Source organism: Chryseobacterium lathyri (assembly GCF_030812195.1).
GTDB classification, from domain to species: Bacteria; Bacteroidota; Bacteroidia; order Flavobacteriales; family Weeksellaceae; genus Chryseobacterium; species Chryseobacterium lathyri_A.
The window spans coordinates 889,643-908,355 of record NZ_JAUSSF010000003.1 but is presented as its reverse complement, the minus strand read 5'-3'; the positions used below and the strand labels follow the sequence as shown (position 1 = coordinate 908,355).

Annotated in this window: 19 protein-coding genes; 14 read left to right on the top strand and 5 right to left on the bottom strand. The window is 36.7% G+C overall.

Features of this window, described 5'->3' with window-relative positions:
• Positions 1 to 74: 74 nt before the first annotated feature.
• The gene (locus J2T03_RS19390) at positions 75 to 2,141 is read right to left on the bottom strand and encodes a protein-disulfide reductase DsbD family protein (protein WP_307220977.1); all 2,067 of its coding nucleotides are present in this window, start codon (positions 2,139 to 2,141) and stop codon (positions 75 to 77) included.
• The gene (gene tilS, locus J2T03_RS19385) at positions 2,138 to 3,457 is read right to left on the bottom strand and encodes a tRNA lysidine(34) synthetase TilS (RefSeq protein WP_307220975.1); all 1,320 of its coding nucleotides are present in this window, start codon (positions 3,455 to 3,457) and stop codon (positions 2,138 to 2,140) included. The genes J2T03_RS19390 and tilS overlap by 4 nt, the downstream gene beginning before the upstream one ends.
• A gap of 90 nt (positions 3,458 to 3,547) precedes the next feature.
• On the opposite strand from tilS, the gene J2T03_RS19380 reads away from it, so the two are divergent.
• The 6 genes from J2T03_RS19380 (at position 3,548) to J2T03_RS19355 (ending at position 8,296) form a co-directional block, all read left to right on the top strand.
• Complete coding sequence (locus J2T03_RS19380) at positions 3,548 to 4,381, top strand: OmpA family protein (protein WP_223560367.1); 834 nt, start codon at positions 3,548 to 3,550, stop codon at positions 4,379 to 4,381.
• A 397-nt stretch (positions 4,382 to 4,778) separates the two neighbouring features.
• Positions 4,779 to 5,426, top strand: coding sequence for an O-methyltransferase (locus tag J2T03_RS19375; protein ID WP_307220974.1), 648 nt, complete (start codon positions 4,779 to 4,781; stop codon positions 5,424 to 5,426).
• 89 nt (positions 5,427 to 5,515) lie between these two features.
• A complete protein-coding gene (locus J2T03_RS19370) occupies positions 5,516 to 6,232 on the top strand; it encodes a C40 family peptidase (protein WP_307220972.1) in 717 nt (238 codons plus the stop codon).
• Between the two features lie 17 nt (positions 6,233 to 6,249).
• Positions 6,250 to 6,717, top strand: coding sequence for a DUF1648 domain-containing protein (locus J2T03_RS19365; RefSeq protein ID WP_306845419.1), 468 nt, complete (start codon positions 6,250 to 6,252; stop codon positions 6,715 to 6,717).
• Positions 6,714 to 7,058: a cupin domain-containing protein gene (locus tag J2T03_RS19360; protein ID WP_307220970.1), complete on the top strand. Its 345-nt coding sequence runs from the start codon at positions 6,714 to 6,716 to the stop codon at positions 7,056 to 7,058. The genes J2T03_RS19365 and J2T03_RS19360 overlap by 4 nt, the downstream gene beginning before the upstream one ends.
• A 5-nt stretch (positions 7,059 to 7,063) precedes the next feature.
• Positions 7,064 to 8,296, top strand: coding sequence for a 3-deoxy-D-manno-octulosonic acid transferase (locus tag J2T03_RS19355; protein ID WP_307220968.1), 1,233 nt, complete (start codon positions 7,064 to 7,066; stop codon positions 8,294 to 8,296).
• On the opposite strand, the gene J2T03_RS19350 is transcribed toward J2T03_RS19355, so the two are convergent.
• From J2T03_RS19350 to J2T03_RS19340, 3 genes are read right to left on the bottom strand one after another with little or no spacing between them, the layout of a single operon-like run.
• Complete coding sequence (locus tag J2T03_RS19350) at positions 8,288 to 8,914, bottom strand: deoxyuridine 5'-triphosphate nucleotidohydrolase (protein ID WP_306845416.1); 627 nt, start codon at positions 8,912 to 8,914, stop codon at positions 8,288 to 8,290. The genes J2T03_RS19355 and J2T03_RS19350 overlap by 9 nt on opposite strands.
• Complete coding sequence (locus tag J2T03_RS19345; protein ID WP_306845415.1) at positions 8,914 to 9,669, bottom strand: glycosyltransferase family 2 protein; 756 nt, start codon at positions 9,667 to 9,669, stop codon at positions 8,914 to 8,916. The genes J2T03_RS19350 and J2T03_RS19345 overlap by 1 nt, the downstream gene beginning before the upstream one ends.
• Before the next feature lie 22 nt (positions 9,670 to 9,691).
• Complete coding sequence (locus J2T03_RS19340; protein ID WP_307220967.1) at positions 9,692 to 10,687, bottom strand: acyltransferase family protein; 996 nt, start codon at positions 10,685 to 10,687, stop codon at positions 9,692 to 9,694.
• 178 nt (positions 10,688 to 10,865) lie between these two features.
• Between J2T03_RS19340 and J2T03_RS19335 the strand changes: the two genes are divergently transcribed.
• The 8 genes from J2T03_RS19335 (at position 10,866) to J2T03_RS19300 (ending at position 18,691) form a co-directional block, all read left to right on the top strand.
• A complete protein-coding gene (locus tag J2T03_RS19335; protein ID WP_307220964.1) occupies positions 10,866 to 11,339 on the top strand; it encodes a lipocalin family protein in 474 nt (157 codons plus the stop codon).
• Positions 11,340 to 11,520: 181 nt separating this feature from the next.
• Positions 11,521 to 14,334 carry a leucine--tRNA ligase gene (gene leuS / locus J2T03_RS19330; protein WP_307220962.1) on the top strand — a complete coding sequence of 938 codons (2,814 nt, stop codon included), beginning with the start codon at positions 11,521 to 11,523 and terminating at the stop codon, positions 14,332 to 14,334.
• 240 nt (positions 14,335 to 14,574) lie between these two features.
• Positions 14,575 to 15,438 (top strand): MotA/TolQ/ExbB proton channel family protein, encoded by an 864-nt coding sequence (locus tag J2T03_RS19325; RefSeq protein WP_306845411.1) that lies wholly within the window; start codon positions 14,575 to 14,577, stop codon positions 15,436 to 15,438.
• Positions 15,439 to 15,507: 69 nt separating this feature from the next.
• Positions 15,508 to 16,110: an ExbD/TolR family protein gene (locus J2T03_RS19320; protein WP_223560362.1), complete on the top strand. Its 603-nt coding sequence runs from the start codon at positions 15,508 to 15,510 to the stop codon at positions 16,108 to 16,110.
• Positions 16,111 to 16,122: 12 nt separating this feature from the next.
• Positions 16,123 to 16,692, top strand: a complete 570-nt coding sequence (locus J2T03_RS19315) for an ExbD/TolR family protein (protein WP_306845410.1) — start codon at positions 16,123 to 16,125, stop codon at positions 16,690 to 16,692.
• Between the two features lie 23 nt (positions 16,693 to 16,715).
• Positions 16,716 to 17,555, top strand: a complete 840-nt coding sequence (locus J2T03_RS19310) for an energy transducer TonB (RefSeq protein ID WP_306845409.1) — start codon at positions 16,716 to 16,718, stop codon at positions 17,553 to 17,555.
• A gap of 76 nt (positions 17,556 to 17,631) precedes the next feature.
• Positions 17,632 to 17,829: a DUF308 domain-containing protein gene (locus J2T03_RS19305; protein WP_306845408.1), complete on the top strand. Its 198-nt coding sequence runs from the start codon at positions 17,632 to 17,634 to the stop codon at positions 17,827 to 17,829.
• On the top strand, positions 17,819 to 18,691 hold the full coding sequence (locus J2T03_RS19300) for a PstS family phosphate ABC transporter substrate-binding protein (protein WP_306845407.1): 873 nt from the start codon (positions 17,819 to 17,821) through the stop codon (positions 18,689 to 18,691). Before J2T03_RS19305 ends, J2T03_RS19300 begins: the two co-directional genes overlap by 11 nt.
• Positions 18,692 to 18,713: the final 22 nt, after the last annotated feature.

The window sequence follows — 18,713 nt, the reverse complement described above, 5'->3', positions numbered from 1 at the left end:
ATATTCTTCTAATAAGTGTACAAAAAAGCCTTATCAAAATGACTTGATAAGGCTTTTTTATATTGAGAATAATCTTACTTTGTTGTTTTGTAATAATTAACGCCGCATTCTAAGAATTTTTTAAAATCTTCTTTCGGCATATATCCGGATACGGGCGTATTGATCACTTTCCCGTCCGGTGTTATCAGAACATAGTGCGGCTGGGAATTGTTGTTGAAATTCACCTGTTGGAATAAGCTCCATCGGTCACCAATCGTTTTTACCTTTTTTATCTGTCCGTCCCCAAGATCTATTTTCGTTTTCTGATCTTCCGGAAGCTCTTCCTTATCATCTACGTACAGGGATGCCAGTACCACATCATTCTGTAAAATTGGAAGGATATCAGGTTCACTCCAGACGAATTCTTCCATTTTTCGGCAGTTTTCACAGCCATAGCCGGTGAAATCGATCAAAATTGGTTTGTTTTCCTTTTTAGCCAGTTCAATAGCTTTAAAGAAATCGTGTTCAGGATGCATGCCCAGAATGCCGTCTTTTTCGTCGTGAAGATAACTTACATTCAATGGTGGCAGGATTCCGCTTAACAGCTGGAGTTTTGGACGTTCAGCAGGAATTAATCCCTGAATCAGATAGATCACAAAACCTATTCCTAAAGCTCCTAATATCTTCCTTGTTATAGAAATTTTTGGTTTTTTATCATCGTGCGGAAATCTTATGATTCCAAATAGATAAAGGGCCAGTCCTAGTGCAATTACGATCCAGATAGCAATGAAAAGTTCTCTTTTTAATAAGAATGTTTTAGAAACTAAATCTGCCTTGGATAAGAATTTTAAAGCTAAAGCCAATTCTACAAAACCAAGAACCACTTTCACGGTATTCATCCATCCGCCGGATTTTGGAAGACTCTGTAAAGCCTGTGGGAATAAAGCCAGCAATCCAAAAACAATGGCCCATGCCAGCCCGAATCCTGCCAGTGCAAAGGTAAGCAGCATAGGTACGTTGGTAGATCCCGTCACAGCACTTCCCAGTAGGCTTCCCAGAATAGGTCCGGTACATGAGAAAGAAACAATAACCAGTGTGAGTGCCATAAAGAAAATACCGATGATTCCTCCCGCTTCTTCTGCTTTTGAAGACTTATTGGCAATAGAGCTCGGCAGTGTGATATCATAATATCCGAAGAAACTTCCTGCAAAGAAGATGAATATAATAAAGAAGGCAATATTCAGCCATACACTCGTAGATATTTCATTGAAAATATTCCCGGCAATTCCATCGATAAGATGGAAAGGAAGGCTCAGAAGGACAAAGATCAGAAGAATGAAAAATCCATAGATCAGAGCATCTCTTTTACCTTTTGCCTTATTTTTATTCCCTTTCGTAAAGAAAGAAACTGTCAGCGGGATCATAGGAAAAACACAAGGTGTCAGCAAAGCAATCAGACCGCCTACAAATCCTAAGAATAAATAAGTCCAGTAATTTTCTCCAACTTCTTCCACGGCTGTTCCACAATCCGTCAAAGGTTTTTGGAAATCAATGGTTGCTATTTTTAACTGTTTTGGATCCAGTTTTGAAGTTTCTGTAACCGTTACTTCACCTTTTTCAGGAGCTGTAACAACTGTTTCTATAGTTTTTACCGAATCTTTTGTAGCTTCAGTTTTTTCTTCTACCGTTTCCTCAATAGCTCCTTTTGGGGTGATTTTCTGGTTGAATTCTAAAGTATTCGGGGCCAGACAAACCCTGTCGTCACAAGTCTGATAAGTAATTTCAGATGTAACGTCAGCAGGTTTTGTAGGATCTTTTAATTTAAATTTCTGTTTGAAACCGGCAGAATTGGAATAAAAAACTATCGTTCCTCCAAAAGCTTCTGAAAATTCCTCGTGCTTTTTGCCGACTTCAGTAAACTTTCCGATCAGTTCAATATTTTTCCCTGAAACTTTATATTCGGTAGGAATTCCCGTATCCTCAGGAAGATCTTTGGAATAAATATGCCAGCCGCTTTCCATAGTAGCATTTAAAACCGCTTCATATTGGTTATTCCCTAAGTCGTTCACAGTGAACTTGAACTTTACAGGGTTCTTGATCTGTGCATTAATTCCTGCCGCTAAAAACAGCAGTACTACTAAAAACCAGTTTCTAAATTTCATTTTTTCTTTTCATTAAAAATTTTGAGAATACTTTGCGTTTTCTCATCACTTGCATATCGTCTGTCCTGTCTGAAGGGTACAATTCCAAGTACAGAATTGCAGCTGTCACACAGGATCCAAATTTTTGGCCTCGCTAAAATAGATAATTTTTCGTCCCTAAAAAACTTAGAAACCTTCTTTTTGCCTGAAAAGCCAACAGGATAAAACTCGTCGCCGTCCTGCTGTTTTCTCAAACGCAATGGAAACTGAAGTTTTGCGGCATCAAAATTCCATTCAAAACAGTTATTGATTCCATCCATATTTTCAATTGTGTTTTCAAGACTGATATCCATTTGGATTTGGGAAAAATCAAAATTTTCAATCAGAATAATTTCATCTTCAGTTTCCTGCTTTTGATTTTTACTGATGAAAATTAATTCATTGCGGCTAGTGATAAGCTGATAGTCTTTTGAAAAAAAAGAGCTGCCGTTTTCCGCTGCAAAAATTTTGGAAATTTCTTCTTCCTTATCGAATCCGTATTTCTTTAAAATCTCAAACTGTACGAAAGCACTTTCCTGCCCCAGCTTTTCTTTGGATAAGATTTTATGGTCAGGGTTAAATACCGTAAGTTTATTTTCAATTTCCCCAATCTGTTTTTCTACAAAATTTCTGGTTTGATTCAGATAAGAAGAACTTTTTTTGAAATTTTCCAGAAAATGCTCATTGGTTTCCAAAAGCTTGGGAACGATCTCATTTCTGATTTTGTTTCTTAAATAATCACTTTTCTTGTTGGAGAGATCTTCCCGGAAATCAATTTTATTTTTCTCAGCGTACTCATAAATTTCTTTTTTTGAAAAGTTGAGAAGAGGCCGGATCATATTGTTTTTATTTGCCGGAATTCCACTCAGTCCGGTGATACCGGAAGCTTTGGATAGGTTAATGATGAAAGTCTCCAGCTGGTCATTCAGATGATGCGCAGTAACAAGAAATTCAAGGTTTTCCTGTTCGCGAACTTCCCTGAAAAACCGGTAGCGGATTTCCCTTGCCCAAAGCTGGATAGAATTTTCCGGTCTATTATCTTTTTCCGAAACCTCATACAGATGAAATTGAATATGATTTTTCTCACAAAAATCCTGAACTGTTTTTTGATCCAGATCAGAATCTTCACCCCGGAGTTTATAATTGATATGAGCTATCTGGAAATCAAGTACCAAACCCTTAAAAAGAGAGGCCAGGACCATAGAATCGGCACCTCCGCTTACAGCCAGAAGATAGCTGTGAGTTTCCGGATTTCGGACAAGGTTTTCTAGCTGATTTTTAAAACTAAATTTTTCCAAAAGGTATGTTGAAGATTTCTTTTATGCAAAGATAATCCATAAAATTCAATTCAATTTTCCTAACTTTGATTCGTCTAAAAATGATTACATATGAAGATTATTAAAATTTTAGGAGTAACTGTAATGGCGTTGGGACTGACCTCTTGTGTCAGCAAAAAGCAGTATGATGCATTAAGCTCCAACTATAAGCAGTGTATTGAAAATATCGGTGAAAGACAAAGAGAGATCCAGGATCTAAAGTCTCAGAATTCTGCATTGTCAGGTGAGAATAATCTTTTAAAAAGCCAGCATGATGCTTTGAAATCATCTCTGGATGCATGTCTTTCAAATACAGGAAAAAGCTCAGCTAATATTGATAAACTGGTTGGAGAGATCAATGCTTCCAATTCATATATCAAACAGTTGATTTCAAACAATGCTAAAAATGACAGTCTGAATATGGCATTGTCCAACAAGCTTAAAAGATCTCTTGATAATGTAGCGGATGACGATGTACAAGTGAAGGTGTTGAAAGGAGTGGTAATGATCTCTCTTTCAGATAAAATGCTGTATAAAACAGGCGATTACAATGTATTGCCTGCTGCTCAGGAAGTATTAGGAAAAGTAGCTAAAGTAATTAATGATTATGATAAATATTCTGTGTTGATTGAAGGGAATACAGATAATGCACCTTTAAGCTCACCTAATCTGCCAAGAGACAACTGGGATCTTTCTGCATTGAGAGGTACGGCCATTGCAAAGGTTCTTCAGACCCAGTTCGGAGTAGATCCGGCAAGAATTACTGCGGGAGGACGTTCCGAATACAATCCTAAAGCAACCAATATGAGCGTTTCGGGAAGAGCGGAAAACAGAAGAACGGAAATCATCATTATGCCTAAGCTGGATGAGTTCATGAAATTAATGGATATTGCCCCTAAGAAGTAAATTGAAATATACCCATAAAAAAAATCCCGAAGTCATTCGGGATTTTTTTTTAATCAAATTAATTCTTCTTTTTTCAATAATGAAATAATTCGTTGAAAAAATGAGTTGGATATTTCTGTCTTAGTTTTTTTTGACGAAGAATCCGCGCTGCCATTTGGCTTTGCGGTCTTCTGATTCTCAGTGTTAATTAGTTTTCCCCCTGCATTCATTGTTTTTTGTCTTAGTGTTTTTACCCCTTGTTCTCTGCAAATGTAAAACTATCTTTCAGGCAAACATATCCGTATTTTCACGGTATTTTTAATGGGATTTTTACGGAGAGACGGATGAAAAAATGCCGGTCAGTAATAATTTTTTCTTTATATTTAAGTACTTTTGAATAACATAAAAGAATTGCAGTATGAGCTTTTTTGAAGAAAAAAATCCTGAAATGGACAGGTATCTGGAAACACATGCTTCCTCAGAGCCTGAAATTCTGAAAAAACTGAGAAGAGAGACCTATCAGAAAACCACACAGCCGCATATGATATCAGGATATCAGCAGGGAAGGCTTTTAACTATTATCTCCCAAATGATTCAGCCGAAAAAGGTATTGGAAATCGGAACCTTTACAGGATATGCCACACTTTGCCTGGCAGCAGGGCTTGCTAAGGATGGAAAAATTACCACACTGGATGTTAATGGAGACCTTGCTTATCTGCCGAAAAAATATTTTGAAGAAAGCGAATATGCAGGACAGATCGATTTTAAGCTTCAGGATGCCAAAGAATTTTTAAGAGAAACGGATCAGATTTTTGATCTTATTTTTATAGATGCCGATAAGGAAAATTATGCGGAATATTTCAGGCTGATCAAACCCAGAACAAAAACGGGTTCGGTAGTGATGTTTGATAACGTTCTATGGTATGGAAAAGTACTGGAGGAAAATCCGAAACAGAGATCTACACAGGTCATTAAAGAACTGAATGATTTGATCGCAAAAGACGATGATTTTGAAAATCTTATTTTACCTTTGCGTGACGGAGTGAATTTTCTGAGAAGAAAATAGGTAAAAGATTTAAAAATTAAAAAATTAAAAGATTTTACGGAATCTAATTCTTTAATCTTTAAATCATTAAATCTTTTAATTGAGAATGAATGAATAAAGGAATTTGTAATGTTACAGTAGCACCGGTTCGTGCAGAGAATTCTGACAAAGCGGAAATTGTTACAGAAATACTGTTTGGAGAAAGTGCTGATATCCTGGAAGTGAATAAAAACTGGACCAAAATAAAAATGCATTATGACGGATATGAAGGATGGATGGATACCAAACAGCTGAAACCTGTAACAGAGGAAGAACTGGCAAAAAGAAAAGTTACCGTAGTGACTGAAGATTTTTCTTCAGTGTTAATGAATGACGGAAAGACCCTCCTGTCAATGGGTTCCGAGGTGGAATTTCCTGCAGTGGCTTCAAGAAGAAGTCACGACCTCCGGGAGAGTATAGCTTTAGCTGCCAGGGAGTTTCTTAATGTACCTTATTTATGGGGCGGGAAGAGTTTTTTTGCAGTAGACTGTTCCGGTTTTACCCAGCTTGTCTATAAGATTCATGATATTAAATTGCCGAGAGATACCTATCAGCAGGCAGAGGTGGGTGAACCTTTGAGCTTTGTGGAAGAAAGCCAGCCCGGTGATTTAGCTTTTTTTGAAAACCCTGAAGGTAAAATTATTCATGTAGGAATTATGCTTGAGAATCAGAAGATTATTCATGCTTCAGGAAAAGTGAGAATAGATATCCTAGATTCTACAGGGATCTTTAATAAAGAAATGAATAAGCATACCCATAAGCTGAGAGTGATCAAAAATGTACTCTAACCTTAAATACGGTCTGAATGGAGAATATTATTTTTACAGCTTTTGATATTTTTAATTTCGGATTGGTAGTTTTTTTCTGGTGGTTTACCCTGAAGCATTACAAAACCCTTCCTAAAAGAATTCCCGTACATTTCGATTTTGACGGAAAGGCTGATAACTTTGGAAGCAAAATATATTCTTTTGTTACTCCGGTTATCGGGACTGCTTTATTTTGTTTTTTTGTCTATGCATTAAGACATCCGGAAACTGCTAATTTTCCTGTAGAAATTACAGAAAATAACAGGTACGCCCAGTTCCTGATTATGGAGGTTTTTATAAGATGGCTGTTTGTATTAATCATGCTTATTTTTATGAATAGTCAGGATTATATGTTCAGGTATTCTTTTGATGAAAATGTAAAGCCAAAAGTACCGTTATCTACAGCTATCTTATCAGTAATCGGAAGCCTGATTGTAGTTTTTATTTTTGTAGCGATATTCAAATGATATATTCTAAAGATAATTCAGCACATTATATCTGGGGGAAGGGCTGTGACAGCTGGATTCTAAACGATTCCCGCCATCTTTCTGTAAAACAGGAAAAAATGCCTGCCGGAACTGTTGAGAAACTGCATTTCCATGAAGTGGCAGAACAGGTTTTTTATATTCTAAAAGGCGAGGCGGTATTTGATATTAATGATAAAAAGTTTTCAGTACAGGCGGGAGAAAGTATTGCTGTTAAACCCAAATCAAAACATTTTATTTCCAACGAATCTAAGGATGAATTGGAGTTTCTGGTTATTTCCAGTCCATCTACTTATAATGACCGAATTGAAATCGAAAAATAAATTAAATGTCTTTCCTATACAACATATTTATTAGCCTGCTCATCTTCGGAATGAAAGTTTTCTCTTGGTTTAATGATAAAACTAAAAAAGGAGTTGAAGGAAGAAAGCAGTCTTTAAACAAAGTAAAAACTGAATTTTCGCCCTCAGACAAGGTGATCTGGATGCATGCGGCCAGTCTCGGCGAATATGAACAGGGGCTTCCGGTTTTGGAAAAGCTGAAAGAGAAACTTCCAGAACATAAGATCCTTGTCACTTTCTTTTCCCCGTCCGGTTATGAAAATGTTGTAAAAAAGAAACATATCGCGGATGTAATCTGCTATCTTCCCTTCGATAAAAAGAGTATTATAAAGGAATTTATTTCCCAGTTTGATGCGGAATTGTTCTTTACAGTGAAATATGATTACTGGTATCACCTTTTGGCTGAATTGAAACAGAAAGGCACTAAGATCTATGTGATCTCTGCTTTGTTTTATGAAAGACAGGCCTTCTTTACTTCCTATGGAAAGTGGTTTGTAAAACAGCTCAGAAAAAATGTAGACTGGTTTTTTCATCAAACTGCTTTTTCTTTTGCATTGGCTAAGAATATAGGTCTGACCAATTCCTCAGTGACAGGAGATACAAGATTCGACAGAGTGAAACAGCTTAGGGCAAGGGACAATCATGTTAAATTTATTTCGGACTTTATAGGAGAACATCAGTCTGTTGTATTCGGAAGTTCGTGGCAGGCTGAAGAAAAGATCGCTTCTACGATTTTCAGAATGAATGCAAATTTGAAATTGATTATTGCTCCCCATGATCTCAAAAGAGTGGGGCATTTAAAAAGTCTTTTTCCTGAAGCATTACTGTACAGCCAAATAGATAAAGCAGAGTTTCCTGTTTCTAAATATCAGATTTTAATCATCGACAGCATTGGTTTATTGTCCAGACTTTATTCATATGCAGATGTGGCTGTGGTAGGCGGAGGTTTTCATGATGCAGGACTGCACAATATTTTGGAAGCTGCAACATTTGGTACTCCTGTGATCTTTGGGAATCATTATAGAAAAAATCCTGAAGCGGACGACCTTATTGCATATTACGGAGGGAAATCTTTTACAGAAGAATATGCGGCGGCAGATTTTGTACTGTTTCTCCTGAACAATGAGGAAGAACTTAAAGAAATGTCTGACAATGCCCGAAAATTTGTAGATGAGAAACCTGATGCCACCAACCTGATTGTCCGAAAAATTTTATCTTAAAAACCCCTGGCTTTTGGTATCTTTCATGATCTGCTCTATATTGTCCGGAATATTATCGGATTCAAGCCAGTTGATATCTAATCCATTATTGATACAAAGCTTCTGCAAATAATGATTTTCGGAAATTTTACTTTTTGTTTCTCTCAAAAGCTCATCAATCTCCATCCAATAATCTTCATCCAGCTTCTTGGTTAATACCAGTGCCTTGAATACTTTATTAATGATATAAATGTAGAGTTTGTAAACATTATCGAATCTCTGTCTGCTGAAATCACTGTTGGAATCCAGAATTCTGTTAACCAGCAAAAGGTTCAGAGATACTTCCCCGAATTTATCTGTGGTTATTTTGATGTGTTCCGTTATCTCTGCGCTCAGTTTTCGAATAATGGTAAGGAAATATTTGGCATTTCCAACATATTTCGAGGCTAGAAGAACCTGTTCTGCAACATTTTCTTCCATCGCATTTCTTTTATCATCTGTAGTTTCCTGATCGATCAGTTCGAAATACAGTTTTTTAGATAAAAGTTTATCCTTCCTCAGTAGCCTGAAAATAAGACGGTCTTTTTCTACGTTGGAAAAAGCACTTAATGCTGCCTTAAACTCTTTTGAATATTCCATTAATTAAAAATTTTAGAATATTTCAGGAACCCGTTAATAGCCCAATTGGCTGTATAGTAAAATGATTTCACCGTAGAAAATCCCATAAAATCTTTATATACGAGATACTGATCTTTAATGATGTTTTTTTTCTTTCGGGAAACGCTGTTTTCACGCATCCTGTATTTTGCCAGGGTTTTATTGATAGGTATCCCTTCAGGAATTACTTTTAAAAGATTCAGCCACATGACATGATCTTCACGCTTGCTTTTTATGGGAAATAAAAATTTTCCAACTCTTTTGGTATCGTACATGGTAGAAACCGGGGCCAGTCTGCAGGTTTTTAGGAGATTAGAGAAGGTTACCACTTTATCCGCCATGAAGTCTTTCAAAACAGGCTGTAACTGCTCATTACATCTTGAATAATTGCAGTAGACCAGCTCGACATTGTTTTCCTGCATGTAACCGGTCATCGTTTCCAGATATTCAGGATACCAGAAGTCATCAGAATCCAGAAAGGCAATATATCGTCCTGTAGCCCTTTCCAGGCTGTTGTTCCTTGCATTTCCGGCACCGCCGTTTTTCTCAAGGACCTGTAATTTTATTCTGGGATCATTGTATTTTCTTATGATTTCTACGGTATTGTCTTTAGAAAGATCATCAGTGATCAGCCATTCCCAGTTGTGATGGGTCTGGTTTAGAACAGATTGTATCGTTTCTTCGATGAATTCGGCAGAATTGTAACAAGGAGTGATGATGGAGACTAAGTCGTTCATTTGCGTTTTTACTGGGGTAAAATTATAAAAATTTTTTCTCATAAAGATGCCATGATGCAATTCCTACTCCGATAACGACGAGCATACATACAAAACTCATAAAAAAAGGATTGTAGTTGGCAAAAAAACCAAGCGTAGCAAATACCCTGATAATAGGAAAATGGAATATATAAATACCGTAAGTGAAATCTCCGTATTTTCCAAAATTGTTCAGGAATTTAAGTGAATATGCGATATATAGTACAATAATACTGATCATAATGGGAGAGAATAATTTGATATGTAAGATCAGGTCTATCCAAACCGTTATGAGAGCAATAATAAACAGGATGTTTTTATACTTGATGAATTTTTCAAAATGAAAATAAATCAGCATTCCGCCAATAAAATAGCACAGTGAGCCCGGCAGCTGTCTGGAAATAGCAGCTTTCCCGGTCATTTCAAAATAATTGAGAAATAACAGAGAGAGAAAGTACAGAACAATCAGGCTGGTATTCCTGTATTTATTATTCTTTCCGAATAATAAGAAGATCAGTGGAACGGCAGCATAAAAGCATATTTCAATTTTTAGTGTCCATAAAGCACCATTTACAGCTTCATTTCCGAATACTCCGGGAAGGGAGGGAGCCATGAAATTCATGAAAATAGAGTTCCAGAAAAAATATTTATAAACCTCTATGTTCCCGAAATAATCAGAAAAAGACAAGGTACTTACCAGGCTCAGAAGAATGGTGCAGAGGCATATAACCAGCAAATAAGCAGGCACGATCCTGTTGAACCTTTTCTTTGCATAGCTTTTCAGGCTGGAAGATCTCTCGTAGCTCCTTGCAATAAGGAATCCGCTGACAACAAAAAACGAAAAAACGGCAACTTCTACAGGACTGTGTGTTAAAAAAGTAAGGCGGCTGGAATCACTTAAAGCTCCCAAATGTCCTACAAAGACAATGAAGGCAAGGAGAACACGGATGAAGTCAAAATTATTTTTCGTTATACTCTGCATTTTTGTTTCTTTCTGCAAAAATAGTTTTTTTAATAGATAGAGGGGAAACTGGGATTCAATATTTTGTTAAATAATGGCTGTTTTGAGGGCTAATACTCTAAAATTTTCAGAAAAATACTTTATCAAAATTATTTTTCATAAAAAATGATGATATAAATCAAAAAAATTATAATTTTAAGCCTTGAAAATTTTATATATGAAGAAATTAGCATTACTATTTGCAGGTTTATCATTATTTGTAGCTACAGGATGTAATGATGATGATGATAATGAGATGGAATATCCTCTTGTAGGCGTTTGGCAGCCGTTGAAAGAAGTAGTTACTACTGTAGAAGTTGGTGAAGAGCCTGTTTCAGATCTTATTACATATACCGACTGTCAGAAAGACTCCAGATGGAGATTTAATACTGAGGCAGCCGGAAAAAGAACTGAATGGGGAGAAATTGGTACAACTCCACAATGTGCTATTACGTCAGACAGAAATTTCACCTACACGTATGATAAAAGTGCAAAAACAGTAATAGTTAAGTATCAGGGTATTGTAGAACCATCCAATGGTAAGATAATTACTCTTAATGATGCTACCTTAAACATTGCATTTAGAGAAGAGACTCAGGATCCGACTGTATATAAAACAAGAACATTTACAATGAAGAGAATTCCTCAGTAAATAAAATATACATACCTAAATACAGATCTCATCTCCGGATGGGATTTTTTGTTGAAGGACATTCTTGAATTAATCAAAAATTAAAATTTCCATTTCTTTTAAAATCATTATTTTTGTGAAAATTAGAATGGGAGTGAAAAAATCTAACATCTAATATCTAACATCTAATATCTATAATAAAGTGTTTTACGATCATCAGCAGATAGAAAAAAAGTGGCAGAAGTACTGGGAGGAAAATCAAACCTACAAAACCTCCAATAACACAGACAAACCTAAATTTTATGTTCTCGATATGTTTCCGTATCCATCCGGAGCAGGGCTTCATGTGGGGCACCCGCTCGGGTATATTGCATCAGATATTTATGCGAGATATAAAAGACATCAGGGGTTTAATGTTCTTCACCCGGTAGGATACGACAGTTTCGGCCTTCCTGCTGAGCAGTATGCGATCCAGACAGGGCAGCATCCGGCAATCACTACTGAAGAGAATATCAACAGATATGAGGAGCAGCTAAAAAAGATCGGTTTTTCATTCGACTGGAGCAGAGAAGTAAGAACTTCAGACGCATCTTATTATAAATGGACACAGTGGATCTTCATCGAGCTGTATCATTCATGGTATAATAAAAACACAGACAAAGCGGAATCTATCAATACTTTAATTCAACATTTTGAAGAAAAAGGGACCGAGGGATTAAATGCCAATCAAAACGACGAATTAAATTTCACGGCAGAAGAATGGAAAGAGTCTTCAGATCTTGATAAAGAAGATATCCTTTTAAATTACCGTCTGGCTTACAGAGCAGAAACTACCGTAAACTGGTGCCCGGCTCTGGGAACCGTATTGGCGAATGATGAGGTAAAAGACGGAAAATCCGAAAGAGGAGGATTCCCCGTATTCCAGAAGAAAATGATGCAGTGGAGCATGAGGATTTCTGCATACTCCGAAAGATTATTGCAGGAACTTCATACATTAGACTGGCCGCAGCCTCTTAAAGATGCCCAGGAATACTGGATCGGGAAATCCCAGGGAGCACAGGTTCAGTTTCAGGTAGAAGGTCATGACGAGATCGTTGAGGTATTTACAACAAGACCTGACACTATTTTCGGAGCAACATTTATGGTGCTGGCTCCTGAAAATCCTTTGGTAGATACTATTACTACAGAAGCTCAGAAAGCAGAAGTAGATTCTTATATAGAAGAAACTTCCAAGAAAACGGAAAGAGACAGGATGTCTGACGTGAAGAACGTGAGCGGCGCCTTTACGGGAAGTTATGCTATCAATCCTTTCAGTGCCGAGAAAATGCCGATCTATATTTCAGATTATGTATTGATGGGTTACGGAACAGGTGCTGTAATGGCGGTTCCTGCACATGATGAGCGTGATCACAGATTTGCGAAGAAATTTAATTTAGAAATTAAAAAAGTTGTTGAAACTGATGAAGACGTTCAGGAAAAATCTTTTGATTCTAAAACAAGCGTTTGCGTAAACTCGGATTTCTTAAACGGCTTAAATTACGACGAGGCAAAGGCATTAATAATTGATGCTATTGAAAAGAAGGGAATCGGCCACGGAACCACGAACTACAGACAGCGTGACGCTATTTTTTCAAGACAACGTTACTGGGGCGAACCGGTTCCTATATATTATAAGGAAGGAATGCCTTACACACTTCCGGTTTCTGCTTTGCCGCTGGAACTTCCTGAAGTTGAAAAATATCTTCCTACCGAAGATGGTGATCCGCCATTAGGGAATGCAAAAGAGTTTGCATGGGATGAGGCTCATCAGAAGGTAGTATCTACAGATCTGATTGATGATAAAACTATATTCCCATTGGAATTATCTACTATGCCGGGTTGGGCTGGAAGCTCATGGTATTTCCTTAGATATATGGATCCGAATGATCAGGAGGTTTTTGTTAAAAAAGAACTGGCAGATTATTGGGGACAGGTAGATTTATACATCGGAGGTAGCGAGCATGCAACCGGCCACTTATTATATTCCCGTTTCTGGAACATGTTCCTAAAGGACAGAGGCTATATTAATAATGATGAACCTTTCCAGAAACTGATCAATCAGGGGATGATTTTGGGAATGAGTGCATTTGTGTATAGAATTGACGGAACCAATCAATATGTTTCTAAAAACCTGGCAGGTAATTATCAGACTCAAAAGATCCATGTTGATGTATCCTTATTAAAAGGAACCTCTGATGAATTGGATACTGAAGCTTTTAAAGCCTGGAGGCCAGACTATGCCAATGCAGAATTTATCCTGGAAGACGGAAAATATATCACAGACCGTGAAGTGGAAAAAATGTCCAAGTCCAAATACAATGTTGTAAATCCTGATGATATCTGTGAAGAATACGGAGCAGACGGATTAAGACTGTACGAAATGTTCTTAGGACCTTTAGAGCAGTCCAAGCCATGGAATACACAAGGGCTAAGCGGAGTATATGGTTTCCTCAAGAAATTCTGGAACCTGTATTTCAACGGTGATACTTTTGAAGTTTCCAATGAAGAACCTACAAAAGCAGAATACAAAGTTTTACATACCCTGATAAAGAAGGTGGTTTATGACATTGAGAACTTCTCATTCAATACCTCTGTATCTTCATTTATGATTGCTGTAAACGAACTGCAAAAAATAAAATGCAACAAACGCAATATTTTAGAACCATTAGCCGTTATCATCTCTCCGTATGCACCACACATCTGCGAAGAGCTTTGGAGTTTGCTGGGAAATAAAGAATCTGTGGAATTTGAGAAATTCCCTATATTGAATGAGGAATACCTAGTAGAAGATGAAATTGAATATCCGGTAAGTGTAAATGGTAAAATGAAGTTCAAAATTTCACTTTCCGCTCAGTTATCAGCCAAGGAAGTCGAAGATTTGGTGATTTCGGATGAAAGAATGCAGCCGATTTTGGAGGGTAAAACACCTAAAAAAATCATCGTTGTGCATCACCGTATTGTGAATATCGTAATTTAAAAAAAAGTTAACATTGGCAAATTAAAAAAAATGAGGGTTTTATTTTTTTAAATTTCTAACTCAAATGTTAAAATTGAGAAAAATAAATAAAATAATTTAAAATAATTATTATATCGAAATCGTATTAAATTTTCTTTATCAGAAAAATGCAAAATGTTTATTTAAGACTCTTGCATTTTAATTAATTTTGCCTTTAATTTACACCCTGTAAAATTTTAAAACAATATAATTTAGTTAAATATGGAAATGAATGTTTCAAAAAATGATGAGCAAGTAGTTGCTAGAAAAGCAGGAGGTTTAAACCCGGCTGTTATTATTCCTATTTTATTCGTTATAGGAGTTTGTATTTATTTATTTGTTCTTGGGAACCCAGGAAACTTTAAAGACGCAGAAAAGCTAGGTGGCGGATCTGTAGCTTTCTCAAGTGTTGATGGAAAAGACATTCACCCAGAATCGTTTTTAGGTATTATCTACAAAGGAGGGGTTATCGTACCAATCTTGATTACTTTCATGATTACTGTAATCGTTTTCTCTTTTGAAAGATATTTCGTACTAGGTAAGGCTGCTGGAAAAGGAAACTTAGACAACTTCGTAGTACAAGTAAGAAGCTTATTGAATCAAAACAAAATTGATGAAGCTTTAGAAGAGTGCGACAGACAACAAGGATCTGTAGGTAACGTAGTGAAAGAAGGTCTTACTACTTACAAAGCACTTTCTCACGATACTACTTTAAATAAAGAGCAAAAAATGGTAGCTCTTAACAAAGCTATCGAAGAGGCTACTACTCTTGAAATGCCAATGCTTGAAAAGAACATGATGATTCTTTCTACTTTAGGTACTGTAGCAACACTAATCGCACTTTTAGGAACTGTAATCGGGATGATCAAAGCATTCTTTGCATTAGGTTCAGGTGGTGGTACTCCGGATGCTGCTGCACTTTCTACAGGTATCTCCGAAGCCTTGATCAACACGGCATTAGGTATTGGTACTTCAGCTATCGCGATTATCCTTTACAATTACTTTACTTCTAAAATTGATGGATTAACTTATAAGATCGACGAGATCGCTATGAGCATCCAGCAGTCTTTTGCTGAATTCAACTAAGAATTGAATTTGTAGCAGGGAATTTGCATTCCAATTAAAAGAAGTTTAATTTAAAATAATTCAAAAACAATGGCGAGAGTCAAACCAAAAAGACATGGTGTAGTGACGGATATGACGGCAATGTGTGACGTTGCCTTCCTACTACTTACATTCTTTATATTGACCACTCAGTTTAAAAAACCTGACGTGGAGCAGATTAAACCGCCATCTTCAATATCAGAGAAGTTACTTCCTGATGCAAGTTTGATGACCATCAATGCCACTCCGGACGGGAAATTCTATTTCCAGCCGGTAGAGAATGCATCAGAGAGATTACAGCTTTTAGAAAAAATGGGACAAAAGTATAATATGACTTTTACCAACCAAGAAAAAGCTGCCTTTCAAAAAGTACAAGCAATTGGGGTTCCTATGAACCAACTGAAAGGCTATCTCGATTTGTCAGATGAGGAGCAGAAAAGCTTTAAGAGTCCTACCGGGATTCCTATGGATAGTACAAATAAGCAGTTAGTAGAATGGGTAAAACAAAGTCTGAGCGTAAATCCTGATTACAAATTAGCAATCAAAGGAGACGTTACCACTGAGTATCCTAAAGTTAAAAGCCTATTTGAAGGTTTAAGAGATATCGATTTTCTTAAATTCTGGTTGATTACATCACAAGAAGGTAAACAATAATATCATTTAGAAATGGCAGAAGTACAAGTACAGGAAAAAGGCGGCAAAGGCGGCAAAGTACGTTCCAAGAAGCAGAATACCAGAGTCGATATGACTCCAATGGTGGACTTGGGGTTTCTATTGATAACCTTCTTTATGTTCACAACCACATTTAGTAAACCGAATGTAATGGATTTGGGACTTCCGGCAAAACCTAAAGAGGATCAGCCGAAACCACCTCCAACAGAAATTAAACTTTCTAACTCAATCTCTTTATTATTGGGTAAAGACAATAAGATTTTTTGGCATCAGCAGGATCCTACATCTTTAACTGATCAGAATCTTAACGAGACTACTTATGATAGAGAAGGGATTAGAAAAATAATTGAGAAAGCAAAAGCAGGCGCAGTAGATAAAACCAAATTTACTGTTATTATCAAGCCGACTGACGATGCTGTATATAAGAACTTTGTAGATATTCTTGACGAAATGGCAATTACCAAAAGCGAGCAGTATGGGGTAACCGATGTGAAGCCTTGGGAAAAAGCCATCTATGATAGAAAAGTTGGGAATAATGGAGCTACGGCACCAGCTACAAAGTAATTTAACCATAAAACTGTAAATCTATGGCAGATGAAAATGTATACAATCAGAATCTTACTTTAGATGAGATTGTATTTGAAAATAGAAACAAGGAATATGGTGCCTATGATCTTAGACATCAGTATCCAAGACTTCTGACAAAATCTTTTATTGTTGGAACGGCATTATTCCTGGTTGCGGCTTTGTCTCCTTTTATTTATCTTACAATTAAGAGACTTACTGAACCACCTAAGCAAGAAGTGAAGGCAGATTTAGTAAACATTATTGAAGAAGATCCGATCATTGAGCAGCCAAAAGAAGAAGAACCACCTCCTCCACCTCCTCCAAAAGAAGAGGAAAAAATCGAGGTTATTCAGAACGTAGTTCCGGAGCCTGTAAAAGCTCCAAAGATTGAAACACCACCGCCGCCAATTTCTAAGCAGTTAGAAACGACGACTGGTTTAAATAATCAGGAAGGGGTAAAAGCTCCGGCTTATACACCACCGCCACCACCGCCATCTACCGGTAACAAAGCCAGTACTGCGGAAGTAAAAACAAATAACCCTAATGAGATCTACAAAGATGTAGACCAATCTGCAGAATATCCTGGAGGTATGGGCGCATTAAGAAAGTTCCTTGGGGAAAACTTTGATACTTCTTTAATGGAAGGAGGTGAAGGTACACTTAAAGCTAAGCTTAAGTTCGTTGTAGAGAGAGACGGAACAGTTTCAGCAGTTACTATTGAAGAGAAATCTCCAAATAGCGACTTCAACAATGAAGCGATCCGTGTAGTTAAGAAACTTAAAAAATGGACTCCTGCGAAAAGAAACGGGGAGAGCGTAAGATCTTACTATAGCGTACCATTTACGATGAACTTTGAATAAGACTTAATTTATTCGAATTATAAATAAAAAGAGAAGCATATGCTTCTCTTTTTATTTTTTTTGGTATTTTTGTTATATGATGTTCAATTGGTTATCCTTAGTTACAGGATTATTTTATATCGTATTGGGGATTGTAGTTATTGTCTACAAATTTTTCTTTACGATTTTGGAGCCTGTCATTGCCTATGCAATGGGTGCAGTGCTTATTCTTTATGGAATATTTAGAATCTATAGAGCAGTTTCAAGAATTAAAGATTCAGGAAATGAAGAATAGTTTAAAAATTGCGTTGCTTTCTATGATGAGCATCATTGCAGTAGGCTGCAAAAAAGAAGATAAATCTCCATCTTATCATAAAGGAGATCTTACCATACTTACGGATGAGTCTTTTAAAAGCGTTACCGAAGCATTGGCAGACGGATATATGATCAATTATCCGGAAACCCGCATCAAAATAGTAACCCAAAAAGAAGATCTAGCTTTTCTTGATCTGTTGAAAGATAAAGCAAGAATAACTGTAATGTCCAGAGATCTGACTCCTGAAGAGAAAAAAGCATATGAAGAACAGGTAGATCTGAAATTTCTTCCTGCCAGGTTTGCTGCAGATGCAGTCGTATTCGTTGTTCCTAAAGATTCCCCAAAGCAGAGTATCTCAATGGATGAAATCAAGAGTGGATTAGCATCTGATGCTAAAAATTTTATTTTTGACGGAACGAATTCAAGCAACCTCAACTTCGTTGCACAAAAACTGAATAAACTGCCAAAAGACCTTAAATTTTCCATTATTCCGGGAAATCAAAATATCATAGAGGAATTAGGAAAATATCCAGATAAAATAGGAGTGATAGGGCTTAACACATTCAGTAGACCTTATGATAAAGTATCTGAAAAGTTGAGAGATATGGTGAAAATTCTTCCAATAGAGGATAAAGGAAAACTATATACTCCTGATAGTGCGGGCCTTCGTGAAATGAAATACCCTTTTACACGCGTTCTCTATTTTTTAACAAACGAAGGTAACTTTAATATAGCTAACGGATTTATCAGATATTCATGCACACAGCTGGGACAGATGATTGTAGAAAAAGAAGGCTTACAGCCCTATAATATATACAAAAGAGAAGTACAGATGCGTTAAAAAATATTAAAAAAATAGAGAC

Bases quoted from the DNA above. Each gene is read 5' to 3' on its own strand.
- J2T03_RS19325 (WP_306845411.1), top strand. From the start codon at position 14,575: ATGGAAATGAATGTTTCAAAAAATGATGAGCAAGTAGTTGCTAGAAAA.
- J2T03_RS19370 (WP_307220972.1), top strand. From the start codon at position 5,516: ATGAATAAAGGAATTTGTAATGTTACAGTAGCACCGGTTCGTGCAGAG.
- J2T03_RS19315 (WP_306845410.1), top strand. From the start codon at position 16,123: ATGGCAGAAGTACAAGTACAGGAAAAAGGCGGCAAAGGCGGCAAAGTA.
- J2T03_RS19305 (WP_306845408.1), top strand. From the start codon at position 17,632: ATGATGTTCAATTGGTTATCCTTAGTTACAGGATTATTTTATATCGTA.
- J2T03_RS19320 (WP_223560362.1), top strand. From the start codon at position 15,508: ATGGCGAGAGTCAAACCAAAAAGACATGGTGTAGTGACGGATATGACG.
- J2T03_RS19390 (WP_307220977.1), bottom strand. From the start codon at position 2,141: ATGAAATTTAGAAACTGGTTTTTAGTAGTACTGCTGTTTTTAGCGGCA.
- J2T03_RS19360 (WP_307220970.1), top strand. From the start codon at position 6,714: ATGATATATTCTAAAGATAATTCAGCACATTATATCTGGGGGAAGGGC.
- J2T03_RS19350 (WP_306845416.1), bottom strand. From the start codon at position 8,914: ATGGAATATTCAAAAGAGTTTAAGGCAGCATTAAGTGCTTTTTCCAAC.
- J2T03_RS19335 (WP_307220964.1), top strand. From the start codon at position 10,866: ATGAAGAAATTAGCATTACTATTTGCAGGTTTATCATTATTTGTAGCT.
- J2T03_RS19345 (WP_306845415.1), bottom strand. From the start codon at position 9,669: ATGAACGACTTAGTCTCCATCATCACTCCTTGTTACAATTCTGCCGAA.
- J2T03_RS19355 (WP_307220968.1), top strand. From the start codon at position 7,064: ATGTCTTTCCTATACAACATATTTATTAGCCTGCTCATCTTCGGAATG.
- J2T03_RS19310 (WP_306845409.1), top strand. From the start codon at position 16,716: ATGGCAGATGAAAATGTATACAATCAGAATCTTACTTTAGATGAGATT.
- J2T03_RS19365 (WP_306845419.1), top strand. From the start codon at position 6,250: ATGGAGAATATTATTTTTACAGCTTTTGATATTTTTAATTTCGGATTG.
- J2T03_RS19300 (WP_306845407.1), top strand. From the start codon at position 17,819: ATGAAGAATAGTTTAAAAATTGCGTTGCTTTCTATGATGAGCATCATT.
- J2T03_RS19375 (WP_307220974.1), top strand. From the start codon at position 4,779: ATGAGCTTTTTTGAAGAAAAAAATCCTGAAATGGACAGGTATCTGGAA.
- J2T03_RS19380 (WP_223560367.1), top strand. From the start codon at position 3,548: ATGAAGATTATTAAAATTTTAGGAGTAACTGTAATGGCGTTGGGACTG.